Annotated in this window: 14 protein-coding genes; 7 read left to right on the top strand and 7 right to left on the bottom strand. The window is 56.7% G+C overall.

What is annotated here, in order from left to right; all coding sequences use genetic code 11:
• The first annotated feature begins 259 nt into the window (after positions 1-259).
• The gene (dpaA, locus tag OC597_RS14635; RefSeq protein WP_099064927.1) at positions 260-1,030 is read left to right on the top strand and encodes a peptidoglycan meso-diaminopimelic acid protein amidase; all 771 of its coding nucleotides are present in this window, start codon (positions 260-262) and stop codon (positions 1,028-1,030) included.
• On the opposite strand, the gene OC597_RS14640 is transcribed toward dpaA, so the two are convergent.
• Positions 962-1,768 (bottom strand): class II glutamine amidotransferase, encoded by an 807-nt coding sequence (locus OC597_RS14640; protein ID WP_099064928.1) that lies wholly within the window; start codon positions 1,766-1,768, stop codon positions 962-964. The two genes, dpaA and OC597_RS14640, sit on opposite strands and share 69 nt — an antisense overlap.
• Before the next feature lie 98 nt (positions 1,769-1,866).
• Positions 1,867-2,448: a D-sedoheptulose 7-phosphate isomerase gene (lpcA, locus tag OC597_RS14645; RefSeq protein WP_004949058.1), complete on the bottom strand. Its 582-nt coding sequence runs from the start codon at positions 2,446-2,448 to the stop codon at positions 1,867-1,869.
• 245 nt (positions 2,449-2,693) lie between these two features.
• Here lpcA and fadE point away from each other — a divergent pair, with 245 nt between their 5' ends.
• The 3 genes from fadE to OC597_RS14660 all read left to right on the top strand — a co-directional run bounded on the left by fadE (position 2,694) and on the right by OC597_RS14660 (position 6,085).
• Positions 2,694-5,150 carry an acyl-CoA dehydrogenase FadE gene (gene fadE / locus OC597_RS14650; RefSeq protein ID WP_261462959.1) on the top strand — a complete coding sequence of 819 codons (2,457 nt, stop codon included), beginning with the start codon at positions 2,694-2,696 and terminating at the stop codon, positions 5,148-5,150.
• A gap of 284 nt (positions 5,151-5,434) precedes the next feature.
• The gene (locus OC597_RS14655) at positions 5,435-5,587 is read left to right on the top strand and encodes a Hok/Gef family protein (RefSeq protein WP_085115335.1); all 153 of its coding nucleotides are present in this window, start codon (positions 5,435-5,437) and stop codon (positions 5,585-5,587) included.
• 345 nt (positions 5,588-5,932) lie between these two features.
• The gene (locus OC597_RS14660; protein WP_085115335.1) at positions 5,933-6,085 is read left to right on the top strand and encodes a Hok/Gef family protein; all 153 of its coding nucleotides are present in this window, start codon (positions 5,933-5,935) and stop codon (positions 6,083-6,085) included.
• A gap of 84 nt (positions 6,086-6,169) precedes the next feature.
• Here OC597_RS14660 and mtnK read toward each other — a convergent pair whose 3' ends face one another.
• Positions 6,170-7,369, bottom strand: coding sequence for an S-methyl-5-thioribose kinase (mtnK, locus tag OC597_RS14665; protein ID WP_262209264.1), 1,200 nt, complete (start codon positions 7,367-7,369; stop codon positions 6,170-6,172).
• A 144-nt stretch (positions 7,370-7,513) separates the two neighbouring features.
• Between mtnK and mtnA the strand changes: the two genes are divergently transcribed.
• Positions 7,514-8,542 carry an S-methyl-5-thioribose-1-phosphate isomerase gene (gene mtnA / locus OC597_RS14670; protein WP_261283701.1) on the top strand — a complete coding sequence of 343 codons (1,029 nt, stop codon included), beginning with the start codon at positions 7,514-7,516 and terminating at the stop codon, positions 8,540-8,542.
• 17 nt (positions 8,543-8,559) lie between these two features.
• Here the strand turns inward: mtnA and OC597_RS14675 are convergent, their stop codons facing one another.
• The 3 genes from OC597_RS14675 to OC597_RS14685 are packed head-to-tail and all read right to left on the bottom strand — an operon-like array spanning position 8,560 to position 10,399.
• On the bottom strand, positions 8,560-9,102 hold the full coding sequence (locus tag OC597_RS14675; protein WP_262209266.1) for a 1,2-dihydroxy-3-keto-5-methylthiopentene dioxygenase: 543 nt from the start codon (positions 9,100-9,102) through the stop codon (positions 8,560-8,562).
• The gene (gene mtnC, locus OC597_RS14680) at positions 9,099-9,788 is read right to left on the bottom strand and encodes an acireductone synthase (protein ID WP_261251549.1); all 690 of its coding nucleotides are present in this window, start codon (positions 9,786-9,788) and stop codon (positions 9,099-9,101) included. The genes OC597_RS14675 and mtnC overlap by 4 nt, the downstream gene beginning before the upstream one ends.
• Complete coding sequence (locus OC597_RS14685) at positions 9,785-10,399, bottom strand: methylthioribulose 1-phosphate dehydratase (RefSeq protein ID WP_112347801.1); 615 nt, start codon at positions 10,397-10,399, stop codon at positions 9,785-9,787. The genes mtnC and OC597_RS14685 overlap by 4 nt, the downstream gene beginning before the upstream one ends.
• 161 nt (positions 10,400-10,560) lie before the next feature.
• Here OC597_RS14685 and OC597_RS14690 point away from each other — a divergent pair, with 161 nt between their 5' ends.
• Together OC597_RS14690 and OC597_RS14695 are read left to right on the top strand one after the other, a co-directional pair.
• Positions 10,561-11,721: a pyridoxal phosphate-dependent aminotransferase gene (locus OC597_RS14690; RefSeq protein WP_262209269.1), complete on the top strand. Its 1,161-nt coding sequence runs from the start codon at positions 10,561-10,563 to the stop codon at positions 11,719-11,721.
• Entirely contained in the window at positions 11,709-12,482 is a 774-nt protein-coding gene (locus OC597_RS14695) for an amidohydrolase (RefSeq protein ID WP_262209271.1), read from the top strand. Before OC597_RS14690 ends, OC597_RS14695 begins: the two co-directional genes overlap by 13 nt.
• A gap of 33 nt (positions 12,483-12,515) precedes the next feature.
• Here OC597_RS14695 and OC597_RS14700 read toward each other — a convergent pair whose 3' ends face one another.
• Entirely contained in the window at positions 12,516-13,868 is a 1,353-nt protein-coding gene (locus tag OC597_RS14700; protein WP_261425561.1) for a nucleobase:cation symporter-2 family protein, read from the bottom strand.
• Positions 13,869-13,885: the final 17 nt, after the last annotated feature.

Here is a 13,885-nt window from a genome sequence, read left to right on the forward strand (position 1 = left end):
TTCCACAACATTTTTCTGCGTCAGGCAGTGACCTGAGTCAAGCAAACACAATTAAATTTCGGCTGTTTTACGCGACTAATCGTTAAAATCTGCCTATAGATTCACTTTTATCGAAGTTTGTGGTTTTTTTATACACATCGCATATTGCTAAAAAAGAACACACTGGTAATCTGGCGGTGTTTTAAGACCGTAAAACAATAATCAGTGGCATGTTGGCCAATTGCATTGAGCCGACAGATAAATATAAGCAGGAATAATAATGAGCAAAATCGCGTTGTTGTTTGCGATGCTTTTTTCTATGCCGATGATCACGGCCTGCAGCGCCAGCGAGCAGGTTCCCGAGGTTCCGGTAGTTAAGCAGCAATTAGTGGGTTCACCGGTCTATATTCAGATTTTCAAAGAAGAACGCACGTTGGAATTGTATGCCAAAATGGGCAACGAATTCCGTCTGGTGAACTCTTTCCAAATCTGTAATTTCTCCGGCGGCCTCGGCCCAAAACGCCGTGAAGGTGACTTTAAGAGTCCGGAAGGCTTTTATAGCGTCGACGCGCGCCATCTGAAACCCGACAGCAAGTATTATCGGGCAATCAATATCGGCTTCCCAAATGATTACGATAAATCACAGGGCTATTCCGGTGCTTATCTGATGATCCACGGTGAATGTAAATCGATTGGTTGTTATGCGATGACCAACACCTATATGGATGAGATTTACCGCTATGTCGAAGCTGCGTTCGCTTACGGACAGAACCGGATTGATATCAGTATCTACCCGTTCCGCATGACCGATAAGAACCTGAAACGCCACAGCTCTTCCAGCTACATCGCCTTCTGGCGTCAGCTGAAACCAGGCTATGACTACTTTGTCAAAAACCATCAGCCGCCGATGGTCAGCGTAGCCAATGGGCAGTACGTATTGGGTCAACCCGTGCTGAGCAGCGGCCAGATGACGCAGTATGCGTCAAACACGGCTCCCGCTGTCAGTACCAATCCCTTCGCTCAGACCAAGCCGCTCACCGAAGTGAAATAATGCGAATTCGCCTGGCGCAATCTTGTGCCAGGTTTCATTCGCCGTCAGCGGCTGGGTAGCAATCACCGTGACCACATCGTTGGGTGTGGTCTGCTGCTGAAAATCAATCTCCACATCCTGATCGAGTAACGTGGCTTTGCCAAACGGCGCGCGCCGCGTGATCCAATACAGGTTGGTGGAGCAATAAGCCATCACAAAGCGCCCATCCGACAGCAACATATTAAATACCCCCTTCTGACGCAGTTGATCCGCCAGCAGAGCGATATAACGGAACACCGGCGGCCAACGGCTCGGGGTACGCGGGTATTTCAGGGAAAGCTGATGCAGCAGCCAGCAGAAAGCGTACTCGCTGTCAGTCTGGCCGACCGGGCGGAAAGTGCCGGTTTCCAACTGACGGTAGCCTTTCAATTGGCCATTGTGCGCGTAGGTCCAGTTACGGCCCCACAGTTCGCGGGTAAACGGGTGGGTATTCTCCAGCGCCACTTCACCGCGATTGGCCTGACGGATATGTGATACCACCGCGCAGGATTTGATCGGGTATTCCTGCACCAGACGGGCGATCGGCGAGTCGAAACTCGGCTGGGGATCCTTAAACGTGCGGCAACCGTTCCCTTCATAGAAGGTAATGCCCCAACCATCTTTATGTGGCCCGGTACGGCCACCGCGCTGAACCAGCCCGGTAAAGCTAAAGCAAATATCGGTCGGTACGTTTGCGCTCATCCCGAGCAATTCACACATCGCCAGCCACTCCTTAACTCCCACTGACACCGTCTATTCGGGCGCGATCAACTGCGCCCCTGTGCATTATTAACGGGGCGCTATGCCCCCAAAAGCCGTTAAGCCTTAACCATCTCTTTTTCAATCAGCTGAATCAAGATGTGGATCGCTTTGATATGAATTTCCTGAATGCGGTCTGCGTAACCAAAGTGCGGTACGCGGATTTCCACATCGGCAGAACCGGCCATTTTGCCGCCGTCTTTGCCGGTCAGGGTGATCACTTTCATCCCTTTGGCGCGCGCCGCTTCGATGGCTTTAATGATGTTGCCGGAATTGCCTGAGGTGGAAATGCCCAGCAATACGTCGCCTTCACGGCCTACCGCTTCCACATAGCGAGAAAATACATACTCGTAACCAAAGTCGTTGCTGACGCAAGACAGATGGCTAACGTCGGAAATGGCAATCGCCGGATAACCCGGACGGTTTTCACGGTAGCGGCCAGTCAGCTCTTCGGCAAAGTGCATCGCGTCACAGTGGGAGCCACCGTTACCGCAAGAAATGACTTTCCCACCGGCTTTAAAGGAATCGGCCAGCAGCACGGCTGCGCGTTGGATCGCGTCGATATTGGCGTCGTCATTGATAAATTTCGCCAGGGTATCGGCCGCTTCGTTCAGTTCACTACGAATAAGGTCGTGGTACATGAGGAACCTCTTGTTATCGTCAATCTTCCGCCCCGCAGTGTAACGGATCGGGGAAAAACCGAGAAGCATTGTCAGTCAAACAGCCGCCCGGTTGAGGCGCCGATGAGGTTTTTGATGATTGATGCGGTCAGTTTGTGACTTAAGTTGTAATTAAACTGTAAATGCATTGATAAAAATATGGGGTTGTACTAAAACCTATTACATACACACAACAGGTCAGACCTCTTGCCACTTCGGAGCTTCTTATGATGGTTCTTAGTATTGTTGTTTTACTGGCACTCATTGGTGTGGTGTTTTATCACCGAGTGAACCTCACCCTCAGTAGCCTTATTCTTCTGGCATACACCGCCGCCATGGGCGCCATCGGTCTGTGGACCTTTTGGATGCTGTTGCCGCTGGCGATTATTCTGCTGCCGCTGAACGTCACATCTCTGCGCCGTTCGATGCTGTCTGCACCGGCGCTGCGCGCGTTCCGCAAGGTGATGCCGCCAATGTCCACTACCGAAAAGGAAGCGATCGAAGCCGGGACCACCTGGTGGGAAGGCGATCTGTTCCGCGGTGCACCAGACTGGAACAAGCTGCATAACTACCCGAAACCGCAGTTGACCGCCGAAGAACAGGCGTTTATCGACGGTCCGGTGGAAGAAGCCTGCCGCATGGCCAACGACTTCCAGATCACCCATGAACTGGCCGATTTGCCGCCGGAACTCTGGGCATACCTGAAAGAACACCGCTTCTTTGCGATGATCATCAAGAAAGAATACGGCGGCCTGGACTTCTCTCCTTATGCTCAGGCTCGCGTACTGCAAAAACTGTCCGGCGTTTCCGGCATTTTGGCCATCACCGTTGGCGTACCAAACTCCCTCGGCCCAGGCGAACTGCTGCAGCATTACGGTACTGACGAACAGAAAAATCATTACCTGCCAGGCCTGGCACGCGGCGACGAGATCCCTTGTTTCGCCTTGACCAGCCCGGAAGCGGGTTCCGATGCCGGTGCCATTCCTGACGTCGGCACCGTCTGCATGGGCGAGTGGCAAGGCGAACAGGTTCTGGGCATGCGCCTGACCTGGAACAAACGCTATATCACGTTGGCACCGGTGGCGACAGTGTTGGGCCTGGCGTTCAAACTGCATGACCCGAACCACCTGCTGAGCACCAATGAATCACCGGGCATCACCTGTGCACTGATCCCGACCAGTACGCCGGGTGTTGAAATCGGTAACCGTCACTTCCCGCTCAACGTGCCGTTCCAAAACGGCCCGACTCGCGGCAATGACGTGTTCGTCCCGATTGATTACATCATCGGCGGGCCAAAAATGGCCGGTCAGGGCTGGCGTATGCTGGTTGAGTGCCTGTCGGTAGGCCGCGGCATCACCCTGCCTTCCAACTCTACCGGTAGCGTGAAGTCCATGGCGCTGGGAATAGGCGCATACGCCCATATCCGTCGTCAGTTCAAGCTGTCGATCGGCAAGATGGAAGGTATTGAAGAACCACTGGCGCGTATCGCCGGTAACACCTATGTGATGGATGCAGCGGCTACGCTTATCACCAGCGGCCTGATGCTGGGCGAGAAACCGGCCGTGCTGTCGGCCATCGTGAAATACCACTGTACCCACCGCGGCCAGCAGGCAATCATTGATGCAATGGATATCGCCGGCGGTAAAGGCATCATGTTGGGGAAATCCAACTTCCTGGCCCGTGCCTATCAGGGCGCGCCTATCGCTATCACGGTAGAAGGCGCCAATATCCTGACCCGTACCATGATGATCTTCGGTCAGGGTGCGATCCGTTGCCATCCTTATGTGCTGGACGAAATGGCGGCAGCGCAGAATAACGACCTGAACGCCTATGACAAATTGCTGTTCGGCCATCTGGGCCACGTAGGCAGCAACAAGGTACGCAGCTTCTGGCTGGGTCTGACCAACGGCCGCACCAGCAGTACACCGACCAAGGACGCTACCCGTCGTTACTACCAGCAGTTGAACCGCCTGAGCGCTAACCTGGCACTGCTGTCGGACGTTTCAATGGGAGTACTGGGCGGCAGCCTGAAGCGCCGTGAGCGTATCTCTGCCCGTCTGGGAGATATCCTCAGCCAAATGTACCTGGCTTCCGCTTCGCTGAAACGCTTTGAAGATGAAGGCCGTCAGAAAGAAGATTTGCCGCTGGTACATTGGGCCGTACAGGACAGTCTGCATCAGGCAGAACAGGCGCTGGACGATCTGCTGCGCAACTTCCCGAACCGCTTTATCGCTGGCGTGATGCGTCTGGTTATCTTCCCGTTAGGCCGCGTGCATACTGCACCGTCTGACCGTCTGGATCACCAGTTGGCCAAGATTATCCAACAGCCGTCCGCCACCCGTAGCCGTCTGGGTCGTGGTCAGTATCTGACGCCAAGCGAGCATAACCCGGTCGGTCTGCTGGAAGCCGCACTGGTTGACGTGATCGCCGCCGAGCCGATTCACGATCGTCTGTGCAAGGCGGCTGGCAAGAACCTGCCGTTCACCCGACTGGATCGTCTGGCGCAGCGTGCGCTGGAAGAAGGCAAGATTAGCGCCGACGAAGCGAAGATCCTGGTGAAAGCCGAAGAGAGCCGTTTGCGTTCCATCAACGTGGATGACTTTGAGCCGGATGCGCTGGCGGCCAGTAAGCCGGAAAAGTTGCTCAAGCAGGATAAGCGCCAGAAACACACCGAAGCCGCGTAACTGCAATAAACTGACTTACCCAGGGGCGATAATCATCGCCCCTTTTCTATTTATCCCCATAAATGCGCAGAGCTTCGCAACGTTATCAGAACGGCTAATTTAACCCTGGGGATTATCGGATAGACTGCGGATGGGTGCTCTGGATCTTTCTGTCCGGAGCCTTGGTAACGGATAGAAAGAGAAAGGCCCCGAGTCGATATTATCAACCCGAGGCCACTCTGAATGTCTAAGCAACATCAGGTTAGCCTCTTCCCCGCCGCAAGGCAAGGATAAGGAGGTCAAAAATGCAGCAGGAACGGGTCGTTCTGAGGCTGATGATTATCTGCATCACGCTGATAGCGTTGATGTGGATCACTCGCGGTTCGCTATGTGAACTGCGCATCACACTGGGAGACACGGAGGTTGCCGCCATTTTGGCTTACGAACCCGAAGGGTAAGGCAACCCAACGGCGGGGCTTGCCCCCGCCTGTTGGTTGTTAGCGACGGATCCATGAGCACCCTTCTCCCTGCCAGACTAACGGATCCGTATCATCGCCCCCTTTCGCCGGTATTCCATTCAAATCTGCGCAGCGCTCCGCACCTTACCAGAACGGCTAATTTAACCCCGGGAATAATCGGATAGACTGCGGATGGGTGCTCTGGATCTTTCTGTCCGGAACCTGAGCAACGGATAGAAAGAGAAAGGCCCCGAGTCGATGTAATCAACCCGAGGCCACTCTGAACGTCTAGCAACGTCAGGTTAGCCTCTTCCCCGCCGCAAGGCAAGGATAAGGAGGTCAAAAATGCAGCAAGAACGGGTCGTTCTGAGGCTGATGATTATCTGCATCACGCTGATCGCGCTGATGTGGATCACTCGCGGTTCGCTATGTGAACTGCGCATCACACTGGGAGACACGGAGGTTGCCGCCATTTTGGCTTACGAACCCGAAGGGTAAGGCAACCCAACGGCGGGGCTTGCCCCCGCCTGTTGGTTGTTAGCGACGGATCCATGAGCACCCTTTTCACCGCATCCAGGAGGCTTAGCCGTTCTGGCGGATGCGCGCCAACAACGCGTCGATATGTTCGATTTGCGACGCGTTGACGATCAGCGCGCGGCCCAGACTCAACGCACTGCGCTGGCATTCGGCACGCATATCGTCATCGCTGATGCTGTCCAGATCGGCAACGTGCGCCAGACCTATGGTGCGACGGATTAACTCACTGCCACAGTAGCCGACCGCATCGGTCCACACCTGCTGCAGGAACTGTTCGGCGTAACCCGGTACCGCCAGCGCCAGTTCCCGTGTTTGTTGGTGGCACAATGCCAGGAAACGATCGGCAAAAATCAGCCAGAGTTCACGGACATCCTGCAGGCGCTGCTCGCGCCCGGCAGCGGCGTCACGCGGCCCCAAAAGCCCTGGCAGACCGCAGTAGTTCAGCAACAGATTGCCCAATACGCTGCCGACGTCGAAACCGATCGGGCCATAGAAACCAAACTCGGCGTCTATCGCCTTCAGCTTGCCTTCCGCGACAAAAACCGAGCCGCTGTGGATATCACCGTGCAGCAGCGCTTCCGCCTTGCTCAGGAAACGATGCTTCAATCCGGCGACCGCCAGCCTCAGTGCCATATCATCACGCAGCTCAAGGACCTGCGGCAACAGCACCGGATCAAACTGATTACGCTCATGATCAACATAGGGATCGGTAAAGAACAGATCTTCGGTGATCTGGCACAGTTCGGGGTTACTAAAGCGACTAACCTCCGCTTTTTTCTCCTGCGCGGTCTGATAAAAGTCGGAAGTATGAAACAGGGTTTGCGCCAAATACTCCGCCAGTTGCCCGGCAGCCAGCGGGTAATAGTGCCCCTTGAGTAACTCACTGCGCCAGATGTGGTGATCAGAAAGATCTTCCTGCACCATCACCGCCAGTTCAGGATCGTGATGCAACACCTTAACCGTATGCCTTGGACAAAAACCGCCGTGGATCAACAGGGTTTCCGCCTCAATACGCGCTCGATCCAGGGTTAGCGGCCAGGATTCGCCCACGCAACGTACATACGGCAGCGCCTGTTTAACAATTACCCGGCTCACGCCATCACGATCACGGATCTTGAACACCAGGTTCAGATTACCGTCACCAATCTCGTCAGCGCTCACCAACGCCTGGGGATCGGCTAACTGCCCGTATTGGCGGGCATACTCAACGGCATCAGCAGCAGTAAACGTACGATAATGCGACATTCCCAACCCCTCTGAACTTTCTCACTGACCCAGCGATTATCTTTTTTTAGACGTAAAAGCATTTGGACGTCTATACATCCGGAAGTCATGTTGGCAGAATAGCTTTCCAGATGCAATAACTACGCAACAAGGAATTAACCGCCGATGCAAGCGCTTAACACCACCAGTTTGACCCTGAGTGACAACCGACTTTGGATCCTCGACCAGCAGGCTTTGCCGCAGGAAAAACAGTGGCGGACCTGCGACAGTGTGGAACAGCTGGTTGATCATATTCTCACCTTGCGGGTGCGGGGGGCGCCGCTGATCGGCCTGTCTGCCAGCCTGTTACTGGCCCTGCTGGCGGAACGAGGCTTGCCGCGTGAGGAACTGGAGCAGGCACTGATCACCCTGCGCGCCTCACGACCGACGGCGGTCAACCTGATGAACAACCTGGACCGCATGAAGCTGGCGCTGGCACAACCGCACTGGGTGCCGGCGATGGTAGAAGAAGCCCTGCGATTGGTGGAAGAAGACCGTCAATTGTGCGATCGCATTGCCGATCACGGCGCCGATCTGGTGAAACCCGGCAGCCGCCTGCTGACCCACTGCAATACCGGGGGCTTGGCAACCGCCGGCATTGGTACCGCTATCGGCGTGCTGTTACGCGCTCATCAGCAAGGCAAGGTGCAGCAGGTGTGGGTCGATGAAACCCGTCCGCTATTGCAGGGCGGCCGATTGACCGCCTGGGAACTGGGTGAGCTGGGTATCCCCTACCGGCTGATTTGTGACTCCATGGCAGCCAGCCTGATGGCGCAAGGCCAGGTGGATGCGGTGTGGGTGGGTGCAGACCGCATCGCCGCCAACGGTGACGTCGCCAACAAGATTGGCACTTATAGCCTGGCGGTCCTGGCGCACTATCACCGCATTCCGTTCTACGTCGCGGCCCCGCACACTACGCACGATCCGCACTGTCCGAATGGCGCCGCAATCCCTATCGAGCAGCGTGCCGCAACAGAAGTGACCGGCGTGTCCGGCAGTTTTGGCTCATGCCAGTGGGCACCTGTCGATGCCCAGGTTTATAACCCGGCATTTGACGTAACGCCGGCGGCGTTGATTAGCGGTTGGGTGTTCGACAGCGGCGTGATCACGCCACAGCAGGTCAATGAAGGGATTTTTCAGCGGGCGTTAGGTTAACACCCGCATCCTAGCGGTCAGTCGAGGCGCGGATAGGCATCGGCGATGTTATCGCCGGTGAAATGCGCCACCCAGCCTTCCGGGTTATCAAACACGCGGATCGCAGTGAAATTCGGTGCCGAACCCATATCGAACCAATGGCGAGTATCGGCCGGCACCGAGATCAGATCGTTCTTCTCACACAGGATCTGGAAGATCTTGCCCTCCAGATGCAGGCAGAACAGCCCAGCCCCTTCAACAAAGAAACGCACTTCATCTTCGCCGTGCGTGTGTTCGGATAAAAACTTGCTGCGCAACACTTCACGCTGGGCATTATCCGGACGCATGCTGATCACATCCCAACTCTGGTAGCCCTTCTCCGCCACCAGTCGATCGATCTGCTGCTGATAGGCGGCGATCACCGTCTCCGGCTCCGGGTTTTCACCCAGTTCACGATCCGCCTGCCAGCGCTCAAAACGGACGCCAATTTGCGCCAGTTGCTGCTGAATCGCCTGCGCGTCGCGGCTCTGCCACAGTGGCTGCTGCGGCTCTTTATCGCTGAAAATAGTCAATCCACTCATGAGGCAAACTCCCCTAAATCGATCTGATCAAAACGGTTAACCTGCGGATGTTGACTCTGGTTATCGGCGTCATCGCGGATCAGTTGGCAGGTATGCCAACCGGCGGCACGAGCGGCGTCCAGCTCTTGATGAATATCGGAAAGGAATAACAGCTGCTCAGGGGCGATACCGATTTCACTGGCGATATTGCGATACGAAGCGGTTTCACGCTTGGCACCGACGTGGGTATCGAAATAACCGCTGAACAGCGGCTGTAAATCCCCTGCATCGCTGTAGCCGAACAGCAGTTTCTGCGCCTCCACCGAGCCGGAAGAATAGACGTACAGCTTCAGCCCCTGCTGTTGCCAGGCGGCCAGTTGCTCAGCCACCTCCGGGTACAAATGCCCGCGAAAATCGCCGTTCTGGTAGCCGCTGCGCCAGATGATGCCTTGCAGCGCCTTCAGCGCGGTAGATTTACGGTCTTCGTCCATAAAGCGGTACAACGCGGTAATCAGTTGCTCGATATCCGCCTGCGGCTGCTCAAGTTCCTGGCGCAAAGCGGCCAGCGGGGCGGCAACTTCGGCTTCTTCGGCGTGCTGACGGAGAAAGGTCGCCAGGCGCTCGCGTGCATAGGGGAACAGCACCTGATGGACGAAACGGATATCGCTGGTCGTGCCTTCAATGTCGGTAACGATGGCGCGGATCATTTTGCCTCCAGTAAACGGCGTTGTAGTTCGCACTGGAACAGGAATTCCAGCCCTTCAAGATGACGACGAGCTTCCGCGACCTGGCGGCCCCAGCAATACAAACCGTGGCCGCGCACCAGAAAACCGTACTGCAGCGGCGTGACTTCGGCATGGGCCGCCACGCGCGCCGCTAATCGCGGGATGTCCTGATCGTTATCGAAAATCGGGATCACCACGCTGTCCAGATGCGTGCTCTGGCCACCGAGTGATTTTTGCATCTCATAACCCTGCAACACCAGTCCATCGCTGCGTTCAACCCGCGACAATACGGTCGCGTTCACTGAATGCGTATGCAGCACCGCACCAATTTGTGGGTACAAGCGGTAAATCAGAGTATGCAGGCCGGTTTCCGCCGATGGGGTGCGACCGCTCGGCACATGGTTGCTGGCGGTTTCCACCAGCAGGAAGTCAGTTTCGGTCAGGCTGCCTTTATCCTTACCGGATTCGGTCACCAGACAATGCTGGTCATCGAGACGCAGCGACATATTGCCACCGGTCGCCGGGCACCAGCCCTTTTCACCAATCCAGTGACAGGCAGACAATAGCGCTGTAAGTTGCGGATTTTCGGTCATTATCGTTTCCCGGTCTGTAAGGTCATCTGCAGGTGAAGCTTAGAATGATTTGATTAATGGTTAGATTTTTTCTTCATTTAGCCATCTAAGCGTCTTGATTGCCAAATACTAACATCGTGTTATATTGACGGCAACATAAGCGCCAGGAGTATTAGCCTGCTATGAGCACTTCAGCATTGATTCCCGAAAGTAAACTGCCCGCGCTGGGCACCACCATTTTCACCCAGATGAGTGCGCTGGCGGCGCAGCATCAGGCGATCAACCTGTCGCAGGGCTTCCCCGATTTCGATGGCCCGGACTACCTGAAAGAACGTCTGGCCTGGCATGTCAGCCAGGGCGCGAACCAATATGCTCCGATGACCGGTGTCGCCCCACTGCGTGAGGCCATCGCCGAGAAAACCGCCGCCCTGTACGGCTGGCTGCCGGACGCCACTAACGAAGTCACCGTCACCGCGGGTGCCACCGAGGCGCTGTTCGCCGCCATCAGCGCGCTGGTGCGTCCTGGCGATGAAGTGATCTGCTTTGATCCCAGCTACGACAGCTATGCACCGGCGGTGACCTTATCCGGCGGCACGCTAAAACGCATTGCACTGCAGCCACCGGCGTTCAAAGTCGACTGGCAACAGTTTGCTGAGTTGCTGTCGCCACGCACCCGGCTGGTGATCCTCAATACGCCGCACAACCCTTCCGCCACGGCCTGGCAGGCAGAAGATATGCAGCAACTGTGGCATGCCATTGGGGATCATGAGATCTACGTGCTGAGCGATGAAGTCTACGAACACATTTGTTTCGCCAAAGGCGGCCACACCAGCGTATTGGCGCACCCGCAGTTGCGTCAGCGCGCCATCGCCGTGTCTTCCTTCGGCAAAACCTTCCACATGACCGGCTGGAAAGTGGGTTACTGCGTGGCCCCGGCCGCGCTGAGTGCGGAGGTGCGCAAGGTGCACCAGTACCTGACCTTCTCGGTCAACACCCCGGCCCAGTTGGCGCTGGCGGATATGCTACGCAGCGAGCCGGAACACTGGCAGCAGTTGTCGGCATTTTATCGCGCCAAGCGCGATCGTTTTGTGCAGGCGCTGTCCAACAGCCGACTGGAAATTTTGCCCTGCGAGGGTACATACTTCTTACTGGCAGATTACAGCGCCGTCTCCGATTTGGACGACGTGGCATTCTGCCATTGGTTAACCGAGCACGTTGGCGTGGCGGCGATCCCGCTGTCGGTCTTCTGTGCCGATCCTTTCCCTCATAAATTGATCCGGCTGTGCTTCGCTAAACAGGATGCCACGCTGGATGTTGCTGCGGAGCGGTTATGTCGACTTTAAAAATTACCCTGTTGCAGCAACCTTTGGTTTGGCGCGATGGCGAGGCCAATCTGCGTCATTTTGATGCGCTGCTGGCGCCGTTAAGTGGCCGCGACCTGATCGTGCTGCCGGAGATGTTTACCACCGGCTTTGCTATGGATGCCGGGGAAAGCGCACTGCCGGAACAGCAGGTCGTCGACTGGCTGCACGGCTGGGCGAGTAAAAGTAACGCCCTGGTCGGCGGCAGCGTGGCGCTGAAAACTGCCGAGGGCGCGGTTAACCGTTTCCTGCTGGTCGAGCCGAACGGCCGGGTGCATGCCTACGATAAACGCCACCTGTTCCGCATGGCCGGCGAGCACCTGCACTATCAGGCCGGCAAACGACGTGAAATTTTCGAGTGGCGTGGCTGGCGTATCCTGCCGCAGATCTGTTACGACCTGCGTTTCCCGGTGTGGTCCCGCTATCAACAGGATTACGACTTGGCGCTGTACGTCGCCAACTGGCCGGCACCACGCAGCAAACACTGGCAAACGCTGCTGGCAGCACGCGCCATTGAGAACCAGGTGTATGTGGCCGGCTGCAACCGCGTCGGCGAAGACGGCAACGGCCTGACCTACAGCGGTGACAGCCTGATCCTCAGTCCGCAGGGGGAAACATTGGCCCAGGCGGAACCCGGAGCCGCCGCACGGCTGGACGCCGAACTGTCGCTGGAAAACCTGCAAAGTTACCGCAGCGCCTTCCCGGCCTGGCGTGATGCCGACAGCTTCCTGCGCCACGATTAATCCTTCCGGGCGCGGTCCGCTGTGCCCGTTGTTTCAGGAAAGCTCCTCCTCCACCGCGTTTTCTTCTTTGGCACCAATAGGGTTAAACAGCAGGTTCAGCAGCAACGCCACCAGGCAAGAAGCGCTGATACCGGAATGCAATAAGGTGCGCACCCAGTTCGGAAACTGATCGTAGAAGGTCGGCATCACGATCGGGATCATGCCGAAGGCAATCGCCGTCGCCACCACCACCAGATTCATATTGTCCTTGTAATCCACCTTTGCCAGGGTACGGATCCCGCTGGCAGCCACCGAACCGAACAGCACCACGCCTGCGCCGCCCAAGACCGGCAATGGAATACAGGCCACCAGTCGCCCCAGTACCGGCAGTAACCCCAGCAGCACCAAAATGGCCCCTCCTGCACTGACCACAAAGCGGCTCTTCACGCCGGTGATCGCCACCAATCCGATGTTCTGGGCAAACGAGCTTTGTGGGAATGAGTTGAACACTGGCGACAGTGCGCTGGACAGCATATCGGCACGCAGGCCATTGGCGATACGGCGCGCATTCACCGGCGAACCGACGATCTCGCCAACAGCCATCAAGCCGGCGGTGGTTTCCGTCAGCAACACCAGTACGATCAACAGCATGGAGAGGATCGCACTCAGTTCGAAGGTCGGCCAGCCATAGGCGAAAGGCTCGGGGAATGCCAGCCATGGCCCGCTGCCTACGGCGGCAAAGCTCACTTTACCCGCCAGCACGGCGACCACACAGCCGACCGCCATCGCCAGTAACACCGACAGCCGTTTTAGCGCCGGGGAGCCGACCTTGTTCAGCAACAGGATCACCGCCAGCGTGAAGGCCGCCAGACCAATATTCCCGGTGGATCCCCAGTCTGCCGCCCTGGCGTTGCCGCCCATGGCCCAGCGCACCGCCACCGGCATCAGCGACAGCCCGATTACCGTCACCACGGTGCCGGTGACCACCGGTGGAAAGAAGCGAATAATTTGCGAGAAGAACGGCGCGATCAACAACCCAATCAGCGAGGCGGCAATCACTGCACCGAACACCGCCGGCAACCCGCCATCGCCGGTCACAATCGTCACCATGGTCGCCACCCCGGCAAAAGAAACGCCCTGTACCAGCGGCAGACGCGAGCCGAAACCGGGTGCCCCAAGAGTTTGCAGCAACGTCGCCAACCCACTGACAAACAGGGCTGCCGTCACCAGCATACCAATCTGCGGCGCGCTTAACCCTGCGGCCGACCCGATGATCAGCGGCGGTGCGATAATCCCGCCGTACATGGTCAGAATATGCTGCAAGCCGTAGGCGAAGGTCTTTGCCAGCGGCAGTTTTTCATCTTCCGGGCAGCACGAAGCCGCGCCCTTATCCTGAGACAGAGCCATAGGTACCTCGTCAATGC

This window comes from Serratia proteamaculans, from assembly GCF_946227095.1.
Taxonomy (GTDB): domain Bacteria; phylum Pseudomonadota; class Gammaproteobacteria; order Enterobacterales; family Enterobacteriaceae; genus Serratia; species Serratia proteamaculans_E.

What these genes read in the sequence shown, in the direction of transcription:
- dpaA (WP_099064927.1), top strand. Translation starts at nt 260, where the DNA reads ATGAGCAAAATCGCGTTGTTGTTTGCGATGCTTTTTTCTATGCCGATG.
- OC597_RS14640 (WP_099064928.1), bottom strand. Translation starts at nt 1,768, where the DNA reads ATGTGTGAATTGCTCGGGATGAGCGCAAACGTACCGACCGATATTTGC.
- lpcA (WP_004949058.1), bottom strand. Translation starts at nt 2,448, where the DNA reads ATGTACCACGACCTTATTCGTAGTGAACTGAACGAAGCGGCCGATACC.
- fadE (WP_261462959.1), top strand. Translation starts at nt 2,694, where the DNA reads ATGATGGTTCTTAGTATTGTTGTTTTACTGGCACTCATTGGTGTGGTG.
- OC597_RS14655 (WP_085115335.1), top strand. Translation starts at nt 5,435, where the DNA reads ATGCAGCAGGAACGGGTCGTTCTGAGGCTGATGATTATCTGCATCACG.
- OC597_RS14660 (WP_085115335.1), top strand. Translation starts at nt 5,933, where the DNA reads ATGCAGCAAGAACGGGTCGTTCTGAGGCTGATGATTATCTGCATCACG.
- mtnK (WP_262209264.1), bottom strand. Translation starts at nt 7,369, where the DNA reads ATGTCGCATTATCGTACGTTTACTGCTGCTGATGCCGTTGAGTATGCC.
- mtnA (WP_261283701.1), top strand. Translation starts at nt 7,514, where the DNA reads ATGCAAGCGCTTAACACCACCAGTTTGACCCTGAGTGACAACCGACTT.
- OC597_RS14675 (WP_262209266.1), bottom strand. Translation starts at nt 9,102, where the DNA reads ATGAGTGGATTGACTATTTTCAGCGATAAAGAGCCGCAGCAGCCACTG.
- mtnC (WP_261251549.1), bottom strand. Translation starts at nt 9,788, where the DNA reads ATGATCCGCGCCATCGTTACCGACATTGAAGGCACGACCAGCGATATC.
- OC597_RS14685 (WP_112347801.1), bottom strand. Translation starts at nt 10,399, where the DNA reads ATGACCGAAAATCCGCAACTTACAGCGCTATTGTCTGCCTGTCACTGG.
- OC597_RS14690 (WP_262209269.1), top strand. Translation starts at nt 10,561, where the DNA reads ATGAGCACTTCAGCATTGATTCCCGAAAGTAAACTGCCCGCGCTGGGC.
- OC597_RS14695 (WP_262209271.1), top strand. Translation starts at nt 11,709, where the DNA reads ATGTCGACTTTAAAAATTACCCTGTTGCAGCAACCTTTGGTTTGGCGC.
- OC597_RS14700 (WP_261425561.1), bottom strand. Translation starts at nt 13,868, where the DNA reads ATGGCTCTGTCTCAGGATAAGGGCGCGGCTTCGTGCTGCCCGGAAGAT.